20 protein-coding genes are annotated in these 19,704 nt (G+C 67.4%); 7 read left to right on the top strand and 13 right to left on the bottom strand.

Going from position 1 to position 19,704, the window contains the following annotated elements; translation table 11 throughout:
- Positions 1-28: 28 nt before the first annotated feature.
- The 3 genes from CEY08_RS10480 (at position 29) to CEY08_RS10490 (ending at position 3,009) form a co-directional block, all read left to right on the top strand.
- Positions 29-1,438 (top strand): amidase family protein, encoded by a 1,410-nt coding sequence (locus CEY08_RS10480; protein ID WP_076813795.1) that lies wholly within the window; start codon positions 29-31, stop codon positions 1,436-1,438.
- Positions 1,439-1,560: 122 nt separating this feature from the next.
- Positions 1,561-1,908 (top strand): ArsR/SmtB family transcription factor, encoded by a 348-nt coding sequence (locus CEY08_RS10485; protein ID WP_063961485.1) that lies wholly within the window; start codon positions 1,561-1,563, stop codon positions 1,906-1,908.
- Between the two features lie 45 nt (positions 1,909-1,953).
- On the top strand, positions 1,954-3,009 hold the full coding sequence (locus CEY08_RS10490) for an alkene reductase (protein WP_088607662.1): 1,056 nt from the start codon (positions 1,954-1,956) through the stop codon (positions 3,007-3,009).
- Positions 3,010-3,052: 43 nt separating this feature from the next.
- Here CEY08_RS10490 and CEY08_RS10495 read toward each other — a convergent pair whose 3' ends face one another.
- On the bottom strand, positions 3,053-3,856 hold the full coding sequence (locus CEY08_RS10495; RefSeq protein ID WP_088607711.1) for a CPBP family intramembrane glutamic endopeptidase: 804 nt from the start codon (positions 3,854-3,856) through the stop codon (positions 3,053-3,055).
- Between the two features lie 158 nt (positions 3,857-4,014).
- Between CEY08_RS10495 and CEY08_RS10500 the strand changes: the two genes are divergently transcribed.
- Complete coding sequence (locus CEY08_RS10500) at positions 4,015-4,389, top strand: MAPEG family protein (protein WP_042793789.1); 375 nt, start codon at positions 4,015-4,017, stop codon at positions 4,387-4,389.
- Between the two features lie 60 nt (positions 4,390-4,449).
- Here CEY08_RS10500 and CEY08_RS10505 read toward each other — a convergent pair whose 3' ends face one another.
- From CEY08_RS10505 to CEY08_RS10550, 10 genes are all read right to left on the bottom strand, one after another.
- Complete coding sequence (locus CEY08_RS10505; protein ID WP_063640099.1) at positions 4,450-4,884, bottom strand: carboxypeptidase-like regulatory domain-containing protein; 435 nt, start codon at positions 4,882-4,884, stop codon at positions 4,450-4,452.
- 99 nt (positions 4,885-4,983) lie between these two features.
- Positions 4,984-5,799, bottom strand: coding sequence for an NRDE family protein (locus CEY08_RS10510; RefSeq protein WP_088607663.1), 816 nt, complete (start codon positions 5,797-5,799; stop codon positions 4,984-4,986).
- Between the two features lie 3 nt (positions 5,800-5,802).
- A complete protein-coding gene (locus tag CEY08_RS10515; RefSeq protein ID WP_076813793.1) occupies positions 5,803-7,782 on the bottom strand; it encodes an FUSC family protein in 1,980 nt (659 codons plus the stop codon).
- Between the two features lie 26 nt (positions 7,783-7,808).
- Positions 7,809-8,291: a YbaK/prolyl-tRNA synthetase associated domain-containing protein gene (locus tag CEY08_RS10520; RefSeq protein ID WP_076817725.1), complete on the bottom strand. Its 483-nt coding sequence runs from the start codon at positions 8,289-8,291 to the stop codon at positions 7,809-7,811.
- Positions 8,292-8,402: 111 nt separating this feature from the next.
- Complete coding sequence (locus tag CEY08_RS10525; protein WP_076813791.1) at positions 8,403-9,122, bottom strand: response regulator transcription factor; 720 nt, start codon at positions 9,120-9,122, stop codon at positions 8,403-8,405.
- A gap of 131 nt (positions 9,123-9,253) precedes the next feature.
- Positions 9,254-10,738, bottom strand: coding sequence for an efflux transporter outer membrane subunit (locus CEY08_RS10530; protein ID WP_076813789.1), 1,485 nt, complete (start codon positions 10,736-10,738; stop codon positions 9,254-9,256).
- A gap of 6 nt (positions 10,739-10,744) precedes the next feature.
- A complete protein-coding gene (locus tag CEY08_RS10535) occupies positions 10,745-11,890 on the bottom strand; it encodes an ABC transporter permease (RefSeq protein WP_076813787.1) in 1,146 nt (381 codons plus the stop codon).
- Positions 11,887-12,849: an ABC transporter ATP-binding protein gene (locus CEY08_RS10540; RefSeq protein ID WP_076813784.1), complete on the bottom strand. Its 963-nt coding sequence runs from the start codon at positions 12,847-12,849 to the stop codon at positions 11,887-11,889. Before CEY08_RS10540 ends, CEY08_RS10535 begins: the two co-directional genes overlap by 4 nt.
- A complete protein-coding gene (locus tag CEY08_RS10545) occupies positions 12,846-13,814 on the bottom strand; it encodes an HlyD family secretion protein (protein ID WP_088607664.1) in 969 nt (322 codons plus the stop codon). The genes CEY08_RS10540 and CEY08_RS10545 overlap by 4 nt, the downstream gene beginning before the upstream one ends.
- Positions 13,815-13,816: 2 nt before the next feature.
- Positions 13,817-14,521: a TetR/AcrR family transcriptional regulator gene (locus tag CEY08_RS10550; RefSeq protein ID WP_076813781.1), complete on the bottom strand. Its 705-nt coding sequence runs from the start codon at positions 14,519-14,521 to the stop codon at positions 13,817-13,819.
- 145 nt (positions 14,522-14,666) lie between these two features.
- Here CEY08_RS10550 and CEY08_RS10555 point away from each other — a divergent pair, with 145 nt between their 5' ends.
- The 3 genes from CEY08_RS10555 (at position 14,667) to CEY08_RS10565 (ending at position 17,154) form a co-directional block, all read left to right on the top strand.
- Entirely contained in the window at positions 14,667-15,716 is a 1,050-nt protein-coding gene (locus CEY08_RS10555) for an NADP-dependent oxidoreductase (protein ID WP_063961495.1), read from the top strand.
- Complete coding sequence (locus tag CEY08_RS10560; RefSeq protein WP_042793781.1) at positions 15,713-16,393, top strand: type 1 glutamine amidotransferase domain-containing protein; 681 nt, start codon at positions 15,713-15,715, stop codon at positions 16,391-16,393. Before CEY08_RS10555 ends, CEY08_RS10560 begins: the two co-directional genes overlap by 4 nt.
- A 161-nt stretch (positions 16,394-16,554) precedes the next feature.
- On the top strand, positions 16,555-17,154 hold the full coding sequence (locus tag CEY08_RS10565; RefSeq protein WP_063640141.1) for an HD-GYP domain-containing protein: 600 nt from the start codon (positions 16,555-16,557) through the stop codon (positions 17,152-17,154).
- A 6-nt stretch (positions 17,155-17,160) separates the two neighbouring features.
- Here CEY08_RS10565 and CEY08_RS10570 read toward each other — a convergent pair whose 3' ends face one another.
- Entirely contained in the window at positions 17,161-18,759 is a 1,599-nt protein-coding gene (locus tag CEY08_RS10570) for a glycerol-3-phosphate dehydrogenase/oxidase (RefSeq protein ID WP_063640142.1), read from the bottom strand.
- Between the two features lie 5 nt (positions 18,760-18,764).
- On the bottom strand, positions 18,765-19,556 hold the full coding sequence (locus CEY08_RS10575) for a DeoR/GlpR family DNA-binding transcription regulator (RefSeq protein ID WP_042793780.1): 792 nt from the start codon (positions 19,554-19,556) through the stop codon (positions 18,765-18,767).
- Between the last annotated feature and the right edge of the window lie 148 nt (positions 19,557-19,704).

Below are 19,704 nucleotides of genomic sequence, written 5' to 3' on the forward strand. Positions count from 1 at the left end.
CTCGCGTTCACATTTACACGGAGCCAACATGACGCAAGAACTCTGGCGCAGGAGCGCCGTCGATCTGGCACGCGCCATCCGCAACCGCGAAGTCTCCAGCCGGGAAGCTGTGCAGAGTTGTCTGCGGCGAGTGGAGGCCCTCAATCCCGTATTCAATCCGCTTACCGAGGTTTGCGCCGACCAGGCACTGCAGGCTGCTGATGCCGCCGATGCCGCCATTCGCGCGGGTGCGCCTCTGGGAATGCTGCACGGCGTGCCGGTGACGATCAAGGCCAACGTCGATTTCGCCGGGTCGGCCACGACCAACGGCGTCGTGGCGTACCGGGATGTCATCGCCCGGGAGAACAACCCGGCCGTCGACAATTGGATCAAGGCGGGCGCGGTCGTGATCGGCCGCACGAACGTCCCGGCATTCTCCTGGCGCTGGTTCACGGACAACGACCTGCATGGCCGCACCCTGAACCCTTTCGACACCGGCCGTACACCGGGCGGTTCCAGCGGGGGCGCAGCCGTGGCCGCTGCTTTGGGCATGGGCGCCTTGGCGCATGGCAGCGATCAGGGAGGATCGATCCGATATCCGGCCTACGCTTGCGGCGTGGCGGGGCTGAGGCCGTCGCAAGGCCGCGTGCCGGCGTACAACGCCAGCCAGAAGTCGGAACGTCCGGTCGCCTCTCAACTGGCGGCGACGCAAGGGCCCTTGGCCCGGACCATTGCCGACCTGAGGCTGGGACTGGCGGCGATGTCCACAGGCGATTCCCGCGATCCGTGGTGGGTGCCGGCGCCGCTGGACCTGCGCCAGCCGGGCGACAGCAAGCGGGTGGCGCTGTTTTGCGGCACCTCCAGTATGAAACCCGATCCCGCCGTGCTGGATGCCTTGTTGCGCGCCGCCAAGAGCCTGGAAGACGCCGGCTACACCGTCGAGACCGCAGCACCGCCCAGGTTCGAGGAGGCCGCCGAGCTCTGGCTCAATGTGCTGATGAACGAGGCATCCAGCTCCATGGGCCGCGAAATCGAGCGCGCCGGCGACGCGGCAATACAGCGCGCACATCGCAGCATGCTGACGCACCGCTCGGTCCTGGACAGGGACGGCTTCGTTCAGGCGATGGCCATGCGCACGACGGTGCTGAGGGAGTGGGGCGCATTCTTCGACCGCTATCCCGTCCTGCTCATGCCGGTATCGTTCGAACGTCCGTTCCTGATCGACCAGGACCAGCAAGGGGACGCCGCCATGGGCGGCATACTTCGGGCGCAGAGTCCGCTGGTGTCGACCGCGATTTTGGGTTTGCCCGGCCTGTCGGTCCCGGTCGGCCTGGCGGACGGCGTGCCCATGGGCGTCCAGCTGGTGGCGGGGCGATTCCGGGAGGATCTATGCCTGGCGGCGGGCGAAGCCATCGAGGCGCGCGCCTCGTGGTCGGTGCTGGAGCAGTGCCCGGCTTGAACCGCGGGGGTAGCGGTAGTGGGACATCGGGTCGCGCCCCGGGATAGCCCCGGGGGCGGCAGGGGTATGACTATATATCGAATAGTTCCGATATAAGATTCGATAAATTGCGATACTTCGATATGACGGTCTCCACTTCCAGTCCTGATCCCGCCGCCGCCGTACCGGCCATCGACGCCGACGCCATACTCAAGGCGTTGGCCAATCCGGTGCGGCGCGACATTCTCGCGTGGCTGAAGACACCGCATGCGTACTTCGAGGAAAGCCCGGGCCATACCTTCGAGCATGGCGTCTGCGCGGGCCACATCGATGGCCGCTGCGGGCTGTCCCAGTCCACCGTGTCGTCGCACCTGGCCGTTTTGCAGCGTGCCGGCCTGATCTCGGCGACGAAAGTGGGGCAATGGATTTTCTACCGTCGCAACGAAGCCGTCATTGCCGCATTCCTGCGGCAGTTGAATCAGGATATGTAGCCCCGCTACGCCAAGCGCCCCTGCACGGGGGCCGAGGACTTTTGCATGAGCCAACTTTTCGAACCCCTGCGCGCAGGCGATCTGACGCTGCGCAACCGTATCGTCATGGCGCCTTTGACGCGCATGCACGCCAGCCCGGGCCGCGTGCCCAACGACCTGATGGTCGAGTACTACACGCAGCGCGCGGGCGCCGGCATGATCCTGACTGAAGCCACGGCGGTCACGCCGCAAGGCGTGGGCTATGCCGACACCCCGGGCCTGTGGACCACCGAGCAGGTCCAGGGCTGGCGCAAGGTTACGTCCTCGGTGCACCAGGCCGGCGGCCTGATCGTGGCGCAGCTCTGGCACGTGGGCCGCATTTCCGATCCGATGTTCCTGAACGGCGACCTGCCGGTGGCGCCCAGCGCCATCGCCGCGAAGGGCCATGTCAGCCACGTGCGTCCGGAACGTCCCTATGTCACGCCGCGCGCGCTGGAAACGGCGGAGCTTGCGGGCGTGGTCGAGGCCTACCGCCATGGCGCGAAGATGGCCATGGAAGCCGGTTTCGACGGCGTGGAAGTGCATGCGGCCAATGGCTATCTGCTGGACCAGTTCCTGCAGGACAGCACCAACCGCCGCACCGATGCCTATGGCGGTTCGCTGGAAAACCGTGCGCGGCTGTTGCTGGAAGTGGTGGATGCCTGCGTGTCGGTGTGGGGCGCGGGCCGCGTGGGCGTGCACCTGTCGCCGCGCGGGGAAATCCACAGCATGGGCGATTCGGACCCGGCCGCCACGTTCGGTTATGTGGCGCGTGAATTGGGCAAGCGCGGCATCGCCTTCCTGTGTGTGCGCGAATACGAAGCCGCCAACAGCCTGGGGCCGATGCTGAAGGCCGAATTTGGCGGCACGTACATCGCCAACGAAGGCTTCGCGCGCGACTCGGCCGAAGCGGCCATCGCGGCGGGCCGCGCCGATGCCGTGGCCTTCGGCGTGCAGTACATCGCCAATCCGGACCTGGCGCGTCGCTTCGAACTGAAGGCGCCGCTGAACCGGCCCAATCCGGCCACGTTCTATGCGCCCGGCCCGGGCGGCTATACCGACTATCCAGCCCTGGCTTTTTAGCGGGCTGTCCTGCGGGACGGCATGGCAGGCGGCGGAAAGGCCTTCAGAACGCGGCGCGCATCGGATAGGTAAACAGGCCGAAATGCGCCGCGTTCAGGCCCAGGTGCGCGAGTACCGCAGCGGCCAGGCCGCCATATCGGTAGGCCAGGCCGTAGGCCGCGCCAGCCAGGCCGGCCAGCAGCATCCATTGCCAGCCGCCTGCGTAGTGCGCGAGGCCGAACAGTACGGCCGCGACCGCCAGCGCCGCCCACGCGCCCCAGGCATGCGAGCGCCATAAGGCCGTCAGCTGTTGCTGCAGATAGCCGCGGAACAAGGCTTCCTCGGCCAGCGTCACCAGCAGGGCATTGTTCAGCAGCCAGATCCAGCCCGATTGCGGCCATTTGGGCGTCCAGCCCACCACGCCCAGGACGAGCGCGCAGCCCAGGCACACGGCCATCGCCGCCAGGCAGGCCAGGAGCGCGGCCTTCAGTGTGGCGCGTGGACTGTGCCCCGACATCGGCGGCGCCAGCGCCAGCACCACCCAGAACGCCACCAGCGGTTTGTCCAGATTCAGGTACATGCCGAACGGCACGGCATCCGGACTCAGCGGTGCCGGCGCGATGACCTGCGGGTTGTGAAAACCTGGCAACAGGTGCAGGAACAGCATCGCGGCAAGCGCGAGGAAGAGGCCGTGGCCGGCGGCGCGCGCGGCCGCGCCCGATGCTGGCCGGACCAGCACGGCGGCCAGCACCAGCAGCGCCGGCCCCGTGAGCGCGACGGAATCTATGGTGCCATCCATCCACGCCCATGCGTACGCGGCCCCCAGGGGCGCGAGCGCCCAACGCCGCGTGGCGGGCGGCCATAGCATGGCGGCGGCAAGAAACAGGGCGGACCAGGGGCTGAAGAGCGGCACGGGTGTACAAGCGCGGCGAAAGCGCTGAGTGTAAACGCCGGCTGGCGCCTGCTCTGACGCCGACGCGCGAACAACGGTATTCTTGCGCCACCCAGACACCAAGGAGCCGGACGATGAAAATGATTGCGTGGTTGATGCTGGCGGCGGCCGTGCTGCCCTTCGTATCGGCGATAGTCGCCAAGGCGGGCGGGAAAAAGTTCGACAACAATGATCCCCGCGCCTGGCTTGCGCGCCAGGAAGGCTGGCGGGCGCGGGCGAACGCGGCGCAGACCAATACTTTCGAAGCGCTGCCGTTCTTTTTCGCGGCCGTGCTGTTCGCGCTGTATACCCAGGCGCCGCCCGCGCATGTCGCCACCTTGATGGCTTGCTGGCTGGGCGTGCGGCTGGGCTATCTGGCCATGTACCTCGCGGGCTGGGGCGCGCTGCGTTCGCTGGTGTGGGCGATCAGCGTGGGCTTCATCATCGCGATCCTCTTCTCCGGAGTGTAGAGGCGGGCAGTCATGCTCAATGCGATGGCGCCCGTGGTCAGCCGCGCGCCCTGACGGCGGCTACTTCCATTCGAAGACGGCGCGCGCGGTGCCTGAATTCTGCACGGAGACGTCGCGTTGCTGGGCCTGGCCGTTGTAGGTGGCCGAGATCTTGTAGTTGCCGGCGGGCAGTTTTACCAGCATGTAGGGGCCTTCGGCCGTGGCCTGCAGGACGGCTTTGCCCTGCGCATCGCTGATGGTGACGGCCACGTTGGCAACATAGTCGGCCTTGCCATCGCGCTGCGCGGCGAAGGTCAGCGCCAGCGGGTAGTCTTTTGCGGCAGCCTTCATGGCCTCGGATTCGTCCAGCCCGATACCGCCACTAACATACTGTACCGAACCTTGCTGTTGCACCGGCGGCAGGCCTGCCTGGGCGGTGGACAGGATTCCGGCAAAGGCCATGCTGCCCAATGCCATCGCGGCGGCCATGGTGCAGCGTTCTATACGCTTGTTCATGAGACTCTCCTGGATAGGACGATCAGCGCGCCTGTTCGGCGCGCATGAACGGTTCGACCCGCATGCCGGCGCGGAGTTCGCGCCCGCGGGCTCCGGATGTCAACCGATTGTTTCCGGCGCCCGACCTAGCGTATCGCCGTCGTCCGTCGCGCGCCAGGAGAATGTCAGCAGGCTTTCGCCGCTGACCGTGCCGTCCGGCGCGAAGCGCCTTTCATCCAGCTGTCCAGCGCCATCTGCGCGCAGCGTCAGCACGCTGGAGCTGCGGGTGCCATAGTTCGGACTGACAATGAAGGGGCTGCTCAATAGTCTTTCCCGATCCAGAGGCAGTCCGGTGGCGGGGAGATCGGCGTCGTCGGCGGGTTGACGGTCCGCCAGCGCAGCCATCAGCGCAGGCAGGTCTGGCTGGGGCGCGCTGCGCAGTACGGATTCAAAGGCGGCCTTGGTGCGCGCCAGCTTGGGCCAGGGCGTGTCCAGCAAGTGGTTGGACAGCGCATAGACGCCCGAAGCCAGACGGCGCGGACCGCCGTCCCGATTGCTCAGATACCAGGCTTCGCGCGTATCCCCCACGATCAGGTTAAAGCCGTTGTAGGCCTGGCCTGCGTCATGCGCCCACGCCAGGTAGTCGGCTGGAGAGGCCGCGCCGCGCAGATAGTCCTCTACCAGCGCGCCACGGGACGGCGCGTTATCTCGGGTCTTGCCGGGTTCGCGGAAATTCGTCACCAAGGCATAGCGGCCGCTAGTCGTGACGCCCATCCAGCTGCCGCCGGCCAGCCCGTCGCGGCCGGCGTAGACCTCGGGCGCATCGGGCCATTGCGCGGCGGGCAGCGTGGGCCGCTGGTGGAATTCGTCGCGATTGGCGGCGATCAGGACGGGGATGCCCGGCAGGGCATGCAAGGCCAGTACGGCAAGACACATGGTTCAGACCTGGTTGGCGGGTTTGTCGGGGGTGGGTTTTCCTGGCGCGCCGGCGAAATCCGGGCCAGTCAGGGCGGAGCGCAAGGCTTCGATCTGCGCCGCCACGTCCCGCAGCGCGGGCGAGGGCGAAACGACGGACTCGGACGGCATGGCCGCGCCTTGCGCCACCGCGGCGCTCATCTCATGCAGGCACGCCGCCAACTGCCCCAATTCCGCAGCGGTGGGCGCCGCCTGATCGGCAGGCAGCGACCAAGCCGTGTCGGAAATGGCGTTGGCGACGCGCTCCAGCGCGACCTCGACGGGCCACCAGGCCAGCGCGCGCCGGCTGACCAGGCGCGGTTCGGAGAGTCCGCGCTGCAAGGCAATGCGCAGATCGGACAAGCGCGCATAGGCGCTTGCACGCAGGTCGTGGCGGCTTGTGGGGTCGGTCTGGAAGACCGTGTTCAGATAGGCTGCCAGCGTGTCCATGGCGGCGGAAACCGCGTTGTCCAGGTTGCTGCGTTCGATGCGTATCCAGGGCAGGTAGCCCACCAGCAGCACGATGGCCGCGGCCACGCCCACGTCGATCAGCCGCGCCAGCGCGATGGGCCAGCTGCCGGGCTGCAAGGCGCCGATCAGCAGCATCAGGATGGGCAGCAGAATGGCCGAAAACAAGCCGTAGTTGCGCCGCACCGACCAGGGCAGCAAGGATGCCAGCGCCGCTACCGTGAGCAGGCTGACGATGCCATTGCGGTCCAGCGCCAGCACGGTTGCGCTGATGGCCACCCCGACCACGCTGCCGGCGCAGCTTTGCAGCGCCCTTGCGAACACCGAGCCGAAGTTGGGTTTGAACACCACCACCACGATCAGCGGGACCCAGTAGGAGCGCGGCAGCGCGGCCGCCATCGCAACCGCTTCGGCGGCAATCAGGCACAGGCCCAGGCGCACCAGATAGCGCAGCGTGGTGGGCCCGGGGCGGTAGGTGCGCGCCAGCACGCGCCAGGGCGTGCGCGGCCGCGCCGGCGGCAGGCCGGCGAAGGCGTCGGCTTCCGATAGCGCACCCCCGTCCAGCAAAGGCTGCACCTGGGCCAGCGCATCGGCCAAGGGACCCATCCCTGCCTCGCGCAGGACGGTGATGTCGCCGCGGGGATCGGGCGTCTCGTCGTTTTCCACGCGATCGGCCAGCCGATTCATGACCCGCGCGCAATCGCGCGGCAGCACTCGCCCGGCGCGGGCCAGTGCCAATGCGGCATTGGTCAGTGGCGTACAGGCCTGCAACTGCGCGGCCAGCCGGGCCAGCCGGGGCGAGGGGCCCGCAGCGCCACGGCGGGCGGCCAGCACGGTGTCGTAGGCTGTGGTCATGGCCGCCTCCATGTCGCGCCGCGCGCTCATGGTGCGCGAGGTGCCGATGGCGGCAAACATGGCCGCCAGCTTGCGGTAAGCCATGGCGACGGCAGCGCGCTCCGGCGCGATCGGATTGACCACCCAGCCCGTCAGGGTGAGCGCCAGCCCGAACAGGCCGCCGGCTCCCACCAGGACCGACGGCAGCCAGGGTGGCAGGGTCGAGGTCAGGCTGGCGCCCACGATGACGTAGACGGCGAACTGCAGCGTGGAGACGGCGGCAATGTTATTGAAGGTGCCAACCAGGCTGGCCGCCAGCACCAGCAGGGTCATGGCGGCCGATGTCCACAGGCCGTGGCCGGAAATCATCGTGCCCAGGAAGTACCCGAGCGCGCCGCCGAACACGGTGGCGCCGATGGACAGCGCGCGGTTGCGGTAGGGGCCGCCGTTGTCGCCAGTGATGGCGGGAAGCGCACCCAGCGCGACGAGGGCCGCGGCCGCGCTCTGGTCCAGCGCCAGGCCCACCGCGGAGGGCAGGCCGATCGCCAGGGCGGCGCGCAGCGCCACCCAAGGGCTGACCGGCGAGGGTTCCATGTGCGCCAGGCTCATCAGCCAACGCATGTTGGAACTGCGCGCGGCATGTTTCATCGAGGTGCGGAACACGGTGGCCTCGGGGCGCGGCCTGGGAATCAGGCCTTGATCAGGGGCGCCTCTTCGGGCGCGGCCAGGCGGAAGTAGTCTTCCGTGTTCAGGAGGATGGAGGCGTCCAGGCGGCCGGCGTTGAACACGATTTCCCCAAGGCGTTCGCGCAGGCTCGGATCCACCAGCAAGTGCAGTTCAGGATTGAAGGTGAAGGGCGGGATGGCGCCGATCTCGCATCCAGTCAGTTCGCGCGCCAGGTCTTGCGAGGCCAGGGAGGCCTTCTTGCCGCCTGCGGCGCGGGCGATGGCGTCCAGGTCGGCCTGCTTGTCGGCCGGAAACACCGCCAGCACGTTCTTGCGCTGGTTGGACGAAATCTTGACGCGGCAGACCAGCGCCTTGGCGCCCTGGCTGACCTCCGTGCCGCGTATGGCCGCGACCTCGACGGAGCGGCCGGCTGCGGGGTGTTCAATCAGGCGATAGCGGGCCTGGTTCAGGGCAAGCAGGGCTTGCAGGCGTTCGAAGACTTCCATGTCGGGGCGCGTGGGTTGGAACGTGGGCGGATGGGGCCGGCAGTCGGCCTCGTACGGCGCATGATACGCCCGCCGGCGGCCCCGCGCGCCCGCGCGCGCCACGCGACGGCCTCAGATTTCTCCGGTAAAGGCGTAACCCCAGCCCCATACGGTGCGAATGGGCAATTCCACGTTCAGGTCCTGCGCCTTGCGCCGCAGGCGGCTGACCAGCACGTCGGTGCGGCGAACGGATTCACGGCCGCTCTGCGTATCCATGCCGGGAGGGTCTGCGCGCGGCAGGCGCTTGTCAGCCGAGGCGGTCAGCTTGAGCAGGAATTCGCGTTCGGCCAGGGTCAATGCCAAGCGCGTGCCTTGCGGACTGACGAGCGTCCAGGCCGCGTCATGGAACTGCCATTTGCCGGCCGCCTCGTTTGCGGGGACCGGCGCCGGGCGCGGATCGGCGTCCGGGGACCGTCTCCCGGGCGCGGGAATGCGGCGCACCAGCGCTTGCAGCGCGGCCGCGATCTCCGCGGCGCTCACGTCCGGTTGCAGGCAGACGTCGGCGCCGCAATGCAAACCCAATATACGGTTTTCAGGGGAGTCGAAGGTAGACACGGCAACGATGCCGGCGGTGGTGTCCATGGCGCGCAGGCCGGCGACCGCCATGCAAAGATCGGAGAGCTCGGCTTCCATGACCAGCAACGGCGTGCGGCGGGCCTGGAACAGGCGGAACAAGCTGTTGGAGTCCTCGCACAGCCGGGGCGAGAAGCCCATTTCCGCCAGCGCGTCGCCGCGGTGCATGCGTAGGCCGGAGTCGGGAGAAAAGACGATCAGGTCTAGTAAGTCATTCATGAATCATTGTGATCTGTGCAGCATGAGCGCATGCATGATGCAACGGATACAGCGATTTCCTAAACCTCGCACAACACCATTTTCCTACCCGAATTCTCGGACATAGTTACGCGCAGCGGATTGGGGCACCGTTATGGTGCGCCGCCGGGCGCTTCGTTCCACCAGCCGCCGCCCAGCGCTTGCAGCAGCGCGGCTGTGTCGGCGTGGCGCTGGGCGTTGGCGGCAGTGCGCGCGATGCGCGTCTGCAATAGCTGGCGCTGGCTGTCCAGCAGGCTGAGGTGGCTGATACCGCCCGCCTCGTAGCGGCCCCGGGCGATGCGCTCGGCCTCGTCGGCGCGGCGCCAGGCTTCGTCGCTGGCCTGGTAGGCGTCGTCGTCGGTCTGCACGGCACGCAAGGCGTCGGCGACCTGCCGGAAACCGTCCAGCACGGTTTGCCGGTAGCCGGCAGCAGCTGCGTCGTAGGCGGCCTCGGCCGAGCGCGTGCGGGCGCGCAACTCGCCGCCATGAAACAGGGGTTGCACCAATCCCAGCCCCAGGCTCCAGACGTTCAAACCGTTGGACAGATCCCCCGCTCGTGTCCGTTGCGAGCCAAAACTGGCGGTAAGGGTGAATTGCGGGTACTGATTGGCGACAGCCACGCCCACGTTGGCCGAGGCCTGGTGCCAAAGAGCCTCGGCAGCCAGTATGTCGGGACGCTGGCGGGTCAGGGCCGAAGGCACGCCGGTGGGCACGTCGGCGGGCAGCGTCAGGTCGGCCAGCCGCAGCGGCGCGGACCGGAGTTCGGCGGGCGCCAAGCCCAGATAGGCCGCCAGCTGATGCGTGGCCTGCGCCAGTTGGTACTCCAGCGGCGGCAGCGTGGCCCGCGTTTGCGCGACCAGCAGTTCCTGGTTGCGCAGGTCGGCCTGGGAGATTCCGCCTGCCTGCTGGCGCTGGCGCATGATGTCCTGCTGCCGGACCTGGGCCGCCAGCAGCTCGCGCGTGTCGGCCAGCCGTTCGTTCAGGTCGGCCTGGCGGATGGCGGCCGTGACCACATTGGCGGCCAGCGACATGCGCGCGGCCTGCAGTTCGTGCGCCTGGTAATCCACCTGCGCACCCAAGCCTTCGAGCACGCGGCGATTTCCGCCGAACACGTCCAGCGTGTAGGAGACATCGATGGACGCGTTATAGAGCGTGAATGGCGCGGGCTGTTCGACCACCGGCACGCCGAAGGCCGAGGGGTCAACTTTTTGCCGGGTCACCGACAGGTTGCCGTCGACCTTGGGCAGCATGCGGCCGCCGGTTTCGGCGTTCAGGTCTTCTGCGGCCTGGCGTAAGCGGGCGCGCGCCTGTTCCAGCGTGGGACTGGCCTGTAGCGCTTGCCGCAGCAATTGGTCCAGCGCTTCGGACTCGAACAGCCGCCACCATTGCGCGGGAATGTCCCCCCCGGCCTGCAGCCGCTGCGCACGCGCGGAAGGTTTGGAAGCACGAGGCGCGGTGTAGGCGTCGACCTGTGGCGGCGCGGGCCGTTCGAAGTCCGGCCCGACGGCGCAGCCCGCGAGCAGCGCGCACAGGACCGGCGCGGCCAGGCGGCAGGGCGAGGCGGCGGGCGGAAAGGGCTGGGGCAGGGGGCGTGGCATGGCGGTTCAATCCAGGGTACGGCGGTAGAACTTCACGGCGGCGGTCATGACAACCACGGTAAACAGCAGCAGCGGCCAGATGCTGGGCCACAGGTCCCACCAGCCGTTGCCCTTGAGCAGGATGCCGCGGATCAGTCGATTGAAATGGGTGAGCGGCAGCAGGTTGCCCAGGTATTGCGCCCACAGCGGCATGCCCAGGAACGGAAACATGAAGCCCGACAGCAGCATGTTGGGCAGGAAATAGAACATGGTGAGCTGCATGGCCTGCAGTTGATTCTGCGCCAGCGACGACAGGGTGATGCCCACCGTCAGGTTGGCCGCCACGAACAGCAGCGCCGACAGGTAGACGGTCAGCAGCGAGCCTTGGAATGGCACGTGAAATACGAAGTACGCGGCCAGCAGAATGATGCTGGCCTGGATCAGGCCGATGGCGATGTAGGGCACGATCTTGCCTGTCATGACCTCGATCGGCCGCACGGGCATCGCCAGCAGGTTTTCCATCGTGCCGCGTTCGCGCTCGCGCGTCATGGCCAGCCCGGTCATCATCACCAGCGTCATGGTCAGGATCACGCCCATCAGGCCCGGCACGGTGTTGTACTGCGAGACCTGCTCTTCGTTGTAGAGTCTGTGCACCAGCACGTCGAAGGGGGGCTGGCCGCCAGCCAGGTCCGCCAGCGGACCGGTCAGGTCCTTCTGCGCCACGGCCTGCGTCAGCTGCGTGGCCGCCCCGATGGCCAGCCCTGTCGCCATGGGGTCGGTGGCGTCGGCTTCGATCAGCAGCGCCGGGCGCTCGCCGCGCAGCAGCTTGCGGGTGAAATCCGGCGGTATGGTCAGCACGAACAGCACGCGCCCCTGGGCCAGCGCGGCGCGGCCCGCTTCCTCGTTATCCAGTTCCTCGACGATGTGGAAGTAGTCGGATGACTTCATCGCCGCGACGAAGCTGCGCGTGAACGGGCTGTGGTCGGCGGCGATGACCGCCGTGGGCAGCTGCTTGGGGTCGGTGTTGATGGCATAGCCGAACAGGGCCAGCTGCATGATGGGCAGGCCGACGATCATGCCGAAGGTAATGCGGTCGCGGCGCAGCTGCAGGAACTCCTTGAGCACCATGCTCCACCAGCGCGACCAGGAAAAGCCTTGCAGATGGCGCATCATGGCGGACTCGCGAAGTTGTCGGTGGAGCGCTTCATCAAGTAGATGAAGACGTCCTCCAGGCTGGTGTCGATGCGTTCCAGGGTCAGGTCCTGGCCGGCGATGGCATCCTGAAGCGTGTGTTCCAGTAGCGCCGCGTCGCGGCCGCTGATGTGCAGGGCAGAGCCGAAGGCCACGGTCTGGTCCACGCCCGGCGCGTCGCGCAGGCGCTGGGCCAGCGGCACCAGGTTATGGCCGCGGATGGCCCAGGTGGTCAGCCCCTGTTCGGCGATGACGTCCTCGGCGGTGCCTTGCGTCAGCAGCCGTCCGTAGGAGATGTACGCCAGCTTGTGGCAGCGTTCGGCCTCGTCCATGTAATGCGTGCTGACCAGCACCGATATGCCGCGCGCCGCCAGTTCGTGCAGTTGCTCCCAGAAGTCGCGCCGCGCGGTCGGATCCACGCCCGCGGTGGGTTCGTCCAGCAGCAGCAGCCGTGGCTGGTGCAGCAGGCAGGCCGCCAGCGCCAGGCGCTGCTTCCAGCCGCCGGACAGCGATCCCGTCAGCTGTTTGGCGCGGCTTTGCAGGCCCAGGTCTTCCAGTGCGCGTTCCACGGTGTCCTTGCGGTCGGGCATGCCATACATGCGCGCCACGAAATCCAGGTTCTCCCGTATGGTCAGGTCGTCCCAATAGGAGAACTTCTGCGTCATGTAGCCCACGTGCCGCTTGATCTGTTCGCTGTCGCGCAGGATGTCGTAGCCCAGGCAGGTGCCGCTGCCGGAGTCCGGCGTCAGCAGGCCGCACATCAGGCGGATACATGTGGTCTTGCCGCTGCCGTTGGGGCCCAGGAAGCCGAAGATCTCGCCTTCGCGCACCTGCAGCGACACGTCGTTGACGACGTGCTTGTCGCCGAAGCGCTTGTTCAAGCCGTGCACATCGATGACGTAGTCACCGGCGGATGCTTGCATGGCGGCTGGCGCGTTCATTGCAGCGTCGCCTCCACGGGCTGCCCGGGATGCAGCCGCGTGGCGGCCTCGGGCGCGGGACGGGCTTGCACCATGTAGACGAGTTTGCTGCGGCTATCTCGGCTGTAGATGACGGGCGGCGTGTATTCGGCCTGGGTGGAGATGTAGTCGATGCGCACGGGTATGGGATCGCCGCAACTGTCGCAGCGCACCGTCGCCTGCTGTCCCACCTTCAGCGCGCCCAGCGCTTCTTCGGGGACGAAGAACCGCACCTTGATATTGCCCGGCGGCAGCAGGCTTACCACCGGACTGCCGGCAGGTACCCATTCGCCCAAACGGTACAGGGTGTCGAACACCAGCCCCGCGGCGGGCGCGGCCAGGCGCTTTTGCGCCAAGGTCCACTCCGCCTGGGCCAGGGCTGCCTTGGCCGCGTCCACCTGGGCAGCCTGGGCCCGGCGCTGGTCGTCACGGCCGGGCAGGCGCGCCACTTCCAGCTGTGCTTGCAGCTCGCGCACCCGCGCGGCATCCGACTGCGCCTGTTCGCGGCTGTCGTCCAATTGCGCGCGGGCGATGCCGCCTATGCGGAACTGGTCGGTGTCGCGCCGCAGCTGTGCCGCGGAGCGGCGGCTGGCCGCCTCGGCCTGCGCCAGTTGGGCGCGGCTGACATCCACTTCCGCCGGGCGCTTGCCGGTGGCGATGTCTTCTTGTTGCGCCACGGCGGCGGCCAACTGCGCGCGGGCCTCGTCGCGCGCCGCGGTCTCGCGCGTAGCCTCCAGCGCGAACAGAGGCGCGTCGGCCTGCACTTGCTGGCCGCGCCTGACCGGCAGTTCCGCCAACCTTCCGGATTCGGAGGACGCCACGTAGACGTATTCGCCTTCGGCGTACCCCTGGAAGAAGGTGTTGCTTTCCTTGCCGCAGCCGGTTGCGGCAAGCAGGATCAGCGCGGAGGCGGGAAAGGGGCGGCGCAAAACGGGAGGAATGCGCATGGTCAGCGTCCTGGAGTAACGGGCGGGGAGAACAGGCCGCCCGTGAGCATGGCGATGGCGTGGGTCGCGATCGCGCGGGTGTCGATGGCTTGCGCCTGGGCATCGTCTTGCAGCACGCGCCGCCACAGGCTGGAGGTGGCAAGCGGCAACAGGGTCAGGCCCAGGATGGAAAGGAACACGAGGCGCGGCTCCACGCCGGGTGTGATGGCGCCCATGCGCTGGCTTTCGGCTATGGACGCGGAGAAGGCCTGCAGGCGGTCGGCCGGCAGGTGGCGCAGCACGCGCTCGCGCAGTTGCCCGCCTTCGTTCACGACCTCGTGCAGCCACAAGGCCGGCAGCCAGGGCCGCTCGGCAGCGCTTTGCACCAGGCGGTCGACAACCTCCGTGATGAAGGCGCGCACGGCGGCGGGTGGATCCGCCGCCAGGTCCTGCGCCTGCGGAACGGGCGACCATACGAAGCCAATGATGGGGACGATCCGTTCCAGCACCACAGCATCGATCAATTGGTCGCGGCTCTTGAAGTAGTAGTGCACCATCGCCGAGGTAACGCCGGCACGCTGCGCGATATGGGTAAGCGTGGTGGCTGCGACGCCCTGGGCGGCGAACAGGCCTGTGGCCACATCCAGCAGATTGGCGCGGGCGGCGGCGTTATCGGGGCGTGGCGGGCGGCCGGGCCGGCGCGCGGGCAGGGAAGGTTGGGATCGCATGCGGCGTATGTTAATTAAATTATTAATTAATTAAAAGAGGGGCTGATTCCGGCGGCATCAATGGTGTAATGGGCCGATACCCCATCCCGCCACCGGGGTCGCCCCGCAAGGCCCTGGCGGCTTCCCTGCAGGAGGCTGGACTGTCATGCCGCAATCGTCTTCCATCAACCGCCGCATCGTGCTTGCCGCGCGCCCGCAGGGCGAGCCGGCCGACAGCGATTTCCGCCTGGAGACCGGCGACGTGCCCCAACCTGGCCCCGGCCAGGTGCTGCTGCGCACGGTGTATCTGTCGCTCGATCCCTACATGCGAGGTCGCATGAGCGACGCGCCGTCCTATGCCGAACCCGTGCAGGTGGGCGGGGTCATGGTCGGCGGCACCGTCACCCGGGTCGAGGCCTCGAACCACCCTGACTACCGCCCGGGCGAGTGGGTGCTGGCGCAATCCGGCTGGCAGGATTACGCCCTGTCCGATGGCTCGGGTCTGCTGCGCCTGGGGCCCAATCCTCAGCACCCGTCCTATTCCCTGGGCGTGCTGGGCATGCCCGGCTTTACCGGGTACATGGGTCTTTTGGACATCGGGCAGCCCAAGGCGGGCGAGACCGTGGTGGTAGCCGCGGCCAGCGGCGCCGTGGGGGCGGTGGTCGGCCAGATTGCCAAGATCCATGGCTGCAAAGTCGTGGGCATTGCCGGCGGCGCGGACAAATGCCGCTACGCCGTGCAGGAGCTGGGCTTTGACGACTGCCTGGACCACAAGGCGCCCGACCTTCCGGGCCGCCTGGCGCGCGCCGTGCCGCAGGGCATCGATGTGTACTTCGAGAACGTGGGCGGCGCGGTCTTCGACGCGGTGCTGCCCTTGTTGAATCCCCGCGCGCGCATACCGGTCTGCGGCCTGATCTCGGCCTACAACGCGACCAGCCAGCCCCAGGGGCCGGACCGCCTGGGCATGCTGATGCGCACCATTCTCACCAAGCGCCTCAAGATGCAGGGCTTCATCATCTTCAACGAATATGCGCATCGCTACGGCGAATTCCGCGAAGCGATGGAAGGCCTGATCCAGCAAGGCCGCATCAAGTATCGCGAAGACGTGGTCGATGGACTGGAGAACGCGCCGCGCGGCCTGATCGGGCTGCTCAGGGGCGAAAACGCCGGCAAGCGCATCGTGCGCGTCGGCCCGGACGAAAGGAGCGCCGCATGAATATCCTGATCGTGCTGACTTCCCACGACACCCTGGGCAATACCGGTCGCAAGACCGGTTTCTGGCTCGAGGAATTTGCCGCCCCGTACTACGCGTTCGTGGACGCGGGCGCCCAGGTCACGCTGGCCTCGCCCGCGGGCGGCCAGCCGCCGCTGGATCCCAAGAGCGACGACCCCGACGCCCAGACCGACGATACGCGGCGGTTTCGGCAGGACAAGGACGCTCAGCGGCAGTTGGCCGCCACCCTTCGGCTGGCGCAGGTGCAGGCGGCCGATTACGACGCCGTGTTCTACCCCGGTGGCCACGGTCCGTTGTGGGACCTTGCGGAGGATCCGAAATCGGTCGCGTTGATCGAAACCATGCTGGCGGCAGGCAAGCCAGTGGCCGCCGTGTGCCATGCGCCCGGCGTGCTGCGCCATGCCATGACGGCTGATGGCAAGCCGCTGGTGCAGGGCAGGCAGGTCACGGGTTTTTCCAACGCGGAAGAGGCCGCGGTGCAACTCAGCGACGTGGTGCCGTTCCTGGTCGAGGACGAACTGAAGCGGCTGGGCGGCCAGTACACCAGCGGCCCGGACTGGCAGCCGCACGTCGTCAGTGATGGCCTGCTCGTCACTGGACAGAATCCGGCTTCGTCCGTGGGCGTCGCGAACGCGCTGCTGGACAGATTGAAGGGCTGATCGCCGCTGCCGGCCCCGCTGCACGCCTCGCCGTGGGCGGGGCCGGCGCTGAGCTGCCTTGGAGCGCGGCATCTGATCGGCAAGGATTGCTGCGCAATGTGTCAGAATCGCGACCTTTTGCTACAGCGCGATGCGGCATGGCCGCCTTGCGCGCGATACCGATGCCTCCAGACGTACCCGAATATCCAGCCGGCTCCTGCGTGGCGGCCTTATCCGCCGCCATGCGGGCGCGCGACCCGGCCACCGGCCGCCATTCCGAAAGAGTTGTTGCGTTGAGCGTGGCGCTGGCCCAGGCCTGCGGCTTGCCGCAAGCCGAGCAGGAGGCGGTCGCCGTCGCCGCCCGCCTGCACGACATCGGCAAGATCGGCACGCCGGACCGGGTGTTGTATTCCCCCAAGCGCCTGGACAAGGACGACTGGGAAATCATGAAGGCCCACGCGGCCGTTGGCGCCGACATCATCATGCACAGCGACATTCCACAGCGCGAACTGATCGCGCTGGCAGTGCGCCACCATCATGAGCATTTCGACGGTTCGGGCTATCCCGCAGGCCTGTGCGGCGCGGATATTCCGCTGCACTCGCGCATTATTTCGCTGGCCGATTCGTATGACGCCCTGGGCGACGCTCGGCCCTATCACCCCGCGCGCACACACGCGGAGATCATGCGCATCCTGAATCAGGAGGCCGGCTCCAAATGCGATCCGGACCTCCTGCGCACCTTCGAGGCCATGATCCAGAAAAGCCGGCTCAGGGTCCCGTAGGGCAGGCTACTTCAGCCGATAGTTGGCCGCGACGACTTCCAGTTCCTGCAAGGTGCGTTGCTGCCAGGCTGCATCGTGCCCCAGTTCTTCCGCCAGGATGCGCGCGACTTCGGGCGCGGCCAGCATGGCGGCCTCACTGTCCAGGAAGAGGGCGCGGTTGCGGCGCGCCAGCACGTCCTCGGCGCTGCGCGCCAGTTCGAAACGCGCGGCGAAACGCACGTGCGCTTCGGACAGGCCGCTGCTTCGGACCAGCATGCGGTCGGCGCCAGGCAGCGCCTTCAAGGCGGCCAGGTCGCTGCCGTAGTAGCTGTCCGGGGTGCCGGCGTGTTCCTGCGAGGGCGCCAGGCCTGCCGCGCCGTGCAGCGGCAGCGATTCCGTGCGGCAGGCGGCCTGCGTCAGTAACTGATGTTGGATAGCGGTGTCGACCACGTCCTGCGCCATGCGGCGGTAGGTGGTCCACTTGCCTCCGGTCACGGTCACCAGACCGGCCTTGGACACCAGGATGGTGTGTTCGCGCGACAAGGATTTGGTGGAGGCCTCGCCTGTCGCCTTGACCAGCGGTCGCAGCCCGGCCCAGACACTCGTGACGTCGCTGCGCGTGGGCTTGCGGCTGAGATAGCGCGCCGCGGTGCTCAGGATGAAATCCACGTCCTGGGCGCCGGCTTCCGGATCCAGCGGGAGGTCGCCGCGCGGCGTATCGGTGGTGCCGACGATGGTATGGCCATTCCAGGGCACCACGAACAATACGCGGCCATCGTCCGTCTTGGGGATCAGGATGGCGCGCTTGCCCGGCAGGAAATCCTGCGGCAGTGTCAGGTGCACGCCTTGACTGGGCGCGACCATGGTTTGCGCGTTCTTGTCTTCCATGCGCCGCACCGCGTCCACCCACACGCCGGTGGCATTGACCACGCAGCGCGCGCGCAGCGTGAAGCTGGCGCCGCCTATCGCGTCCTGGGCCGTCACGCCATCGACCTTGCCGCCCGTCATGGTCAGGCCGGTGGCGCGCATGTAGTTCACCGCCGTTCCGCCCAGGTCGAATAGCGTGCGCATCAGGCTGACCGCCAGGCGCGCATCGTCGAACTGGCCGTCGTAATACAGCACGCCGCCCTTGAGGTTCTTGCCCTGCACGTTCTCGGCCAGGGTGGGCGCGTTGGCCAGCGTGTCGCGGCGCGACAGCCACCGGCTGGGCGACAGGTTCAGCTTGCCGGCCAGCATGTCGTACATCTTCAGGCCGATGCCATAGAAGGGCTGGTCGAACAGGTTGTAGGCGGGCACCACAAAACCCAGCGGCCACACCAGGTGCGGCGCATTGCGGTTGAGCAGGCCGCGTTCATGCAGCGCTTCGCGCACCAGGCTGACGTTGCCTTGCGCCAGATAGCGCACGCCGCCATGCACCAGCTTGGTGGCCTTGCTGGAAGTGCCCTTGGCAAAGTCCGCGCCTTCGATCAGCAGGGTGCGATAGCCGCGCGAAGCGGCATCGACGGCGGTGCCCAGGCCGGTTGCGCCGCCGCCGATGACAATCACGTCCCAGGAGTGCGTGTTGTCCAGCGTGTTCAGGAGGCGGTTGCGGTCGGGCGGGGCGACGGAGGCTAACGGTTGGTTCATGGGATTCAAGGTGTTTGCTTCAAGGTATTCGGGGCGGCCGCGACATCGCAGCGCACGCCGGCGTCCAACAGGACCTGGGCCAGCGGCTCTTGCGGATGCGCATCGGTGAAGAATCGGTCGATTTGCGAGATGTGCGCCAGCTCCACCATGGCCTGGCGCTTGAATTTGCTGCTGTCGGCGGCGAGCCAGACTTCGCGGGACTGTTCGATGATGGTGCGGGCCACCCGCACTTCGCGGAAGTCGTAGTCGCGCAGGGTGCCGTCGGCCTCGATGCCGGAAATGCCGATCAGGCCGATGTCCACCTTGAACTGGCGGATGAAGTCCATGGTGGCTTCACCGACGATGCCGCGATCGCGCGAACGCACCACGCCGCCGGCCACGATGACCTCGCAGTCCGGGTTGTCCGACAGGATGTCCGCGACGTGCAGGTTATTGGTGATGACGCGCAGGCCGCGGTGGCGCAGCAGGGCGCGCGCGATGGCCTCGGTGGTGGTGCCGATATTCAGAATCAGCGAACAGCCGTCGGGCACGGCGCGGGCTACGGCCTCGGCAATGCGCTGCTTGCCTGCGGCATGCAGGCCCTGGCGCTTGCGATAGGCGATGTTTTCGATGGTGGACGCTTCGATGCGCACCCCACCATGGAAGCGCGACAGCAATCCCGCTTCGGAAAGGATATTGACGTCGCGCCGCACGGTCTGCAGCGTGACGTCAAAGCGTTTGGCGAGTTCTTCGATCGTGGCCGAGCCTTGGGCCCGAACCATTTCGATCAGCGCGCTCTGTCTGGGGTTCAGTGTCATGTTCGTATGATAAAACAACAAAAGCGAAAAATAATGACGCGCTGCAAGATTGTTTTTTGTTCGCTTCTTGAGTAAAACGCACAAAAAACGAAAGCTATCTGAAAGAGTATGCTCATCCTGTTGTTCGCATGAATGCAGGCCGAGCCGC

The organism is Achromobacter insolitus (genome assembly GCF_002209555.1).
In the GTDB taxonomy this organism is placed as follows: domain Bacteria; phylum Pseudomonadota; class Gammaproteobacteria; order Burkholderiales; family Burkholderiaceae_B; genus Achromobacter; species Achromobacter insolitus.

What these genes read in the sequence shown, in the direction of transcription:
- CEY08_RS10480 (WP_076813795.1), top strand. Translation starts at nt 29, where the DNA reads ATGACGCAAGAACTCTGGCGCAGGAGCGCCGTCGATCTGGCACGCGCC.
- CEY08_RS10485 (WP_063961485.1), top strand. Translation starts at nt 1,561, where the DNA reads ATGACGGTCTCCACTTCCAGTCCTGATCCCGCCGCCGCCGTACCGGCC.
- CEY08_RS10490 (WP_088607662.1), top strand. Translation starts at nt 1,954, where the DNA reads ATGAGCCAACTTTTCGAACCCCTGCGCGCAGGCGATCTGACGCTGCGC.
- CEY08_RS10495 (WP_088607711.1), bottom strand. Translation starts at nt 3,856, where the DNA reads ATGCTATGGCCGCCCGCCACGCGGCGTTGGGCGCTCGCGCCCCTGGGG.
- CEY08_RS10500 (WP_042793789.1), top strand. Translation starts at nt 4,015, where the DNA reads ATGAAAATGATTGCGTGGTTGATGCTGGCGGCGGCCGTGCTGCCCTTC.
- CEY08_RS10505 (WP_063640099.1), bottom strand. Translation starts at nt 4,884, where the DNA reads ATGAACAAGCGTATAGAACGCTGCACCATGGCCGCCGCGATGGCATTG.
- CEY08_RS10510 (WP_088607663.1), bottom strand. Translation starts at nt 5,799, where the DNA reads ATGTGTCTTGCCGTACTGGCCTTGCATGCCCTGCCGGGCATCCCCGTC.
- CEY08_RS10520 (WP_076817725.1), bottom strand. Translation starts at nt 8,291, where the DNA reads ATGGAAGTCTTCGAACGCCTGCAAGCCCTGCTTGCCCTGAACCAGGCC.
- CEY08_RS10525 (WP_076813791.1), bottom strand. Translation starts at nt 9,122, where the DNA reads ATGAATGACTTACTAGACCTGATCGTCTTTTCTCCCGACTCCGGCCTA.
- CEY08_RS10530 (WP_076813789.1), bottom strand. Translation starts at nt 10,738, where the DNA reads ATGCCACGCCCCCTGCCCCAGCCCTTTCCGCCCGCCGCCTCGCCCTGC.
- CEY08_RS10535 (WP_076813787.1), bottom strand. Translation starts at nt 11,890, where the DNA reads ATGATGCGCCATCTGCAAGGCTTTTCCTGGTCGCGCTGGTGGAGCATG.
- CEY08_RS10540 (WP_076813784.1), bottom strand. Translation starts at nt 12,849, where the DNA reads ATGAACGCGCCAGCCGCCATGCAAGCATCCGCCGGTGACTACGTCATC.
- CEY08_RS10545 (WP_088607664.1), bottom strand. Translation starts at nt 13,814, where the DNA reads ATGCGCATTCCTCCCGTTTTGCGCCGCCCCTTTCCCGCCTCCGCGCTG.
- CEY08_RS10550 (WP_076813781.1), bottom strand. Translation starts at nt 14,521, where the DNA reads ATGCGATCCCAACCTTCCCTGCCCGCGCGCCGGCCCGGCCGCCCGCCA.
- CEY08_RS10555 (WP_063961495.1), top strand. Translation starts at nt 14,667, where the DNA reads ATGCCGCAATCGTCTTCCATCAACCGCCGCATCGTGCTTGCCGCGCGC.
- CEY08_RS10560 (WP_042793781.1), top strand. Translation starts at nt 15,713, where the DNA reads ATGAATATCCTGATCGTGCTGACTTCCCACGACACCCTGGGCAATACC.
- CEY08_RS10565 (WP_063640141.1), top strand. Translation starts at nt 16,555, where the DNA reads ATGCCTCCAGACGTACCCGAATATCCAGCCGGCTCCTGCGTGGCGGCC.
- CEY08_RS10570 (WP_063640142.1), bottom strand. Translation starts at nt 18,759, where the DNA reads ATGAACCAACCGTTAGCCTCCGTCGCCCCGCCCGACCGCAACCGCCTC.
- CEY08_RS10575 (WP_042793780.1), bottom strand. Translation starts at nt 19,556, where the DNA reads ATGACACTGAACCCCAGACAGAGCGCGCTGATCGAAATGGTTCGGGCC.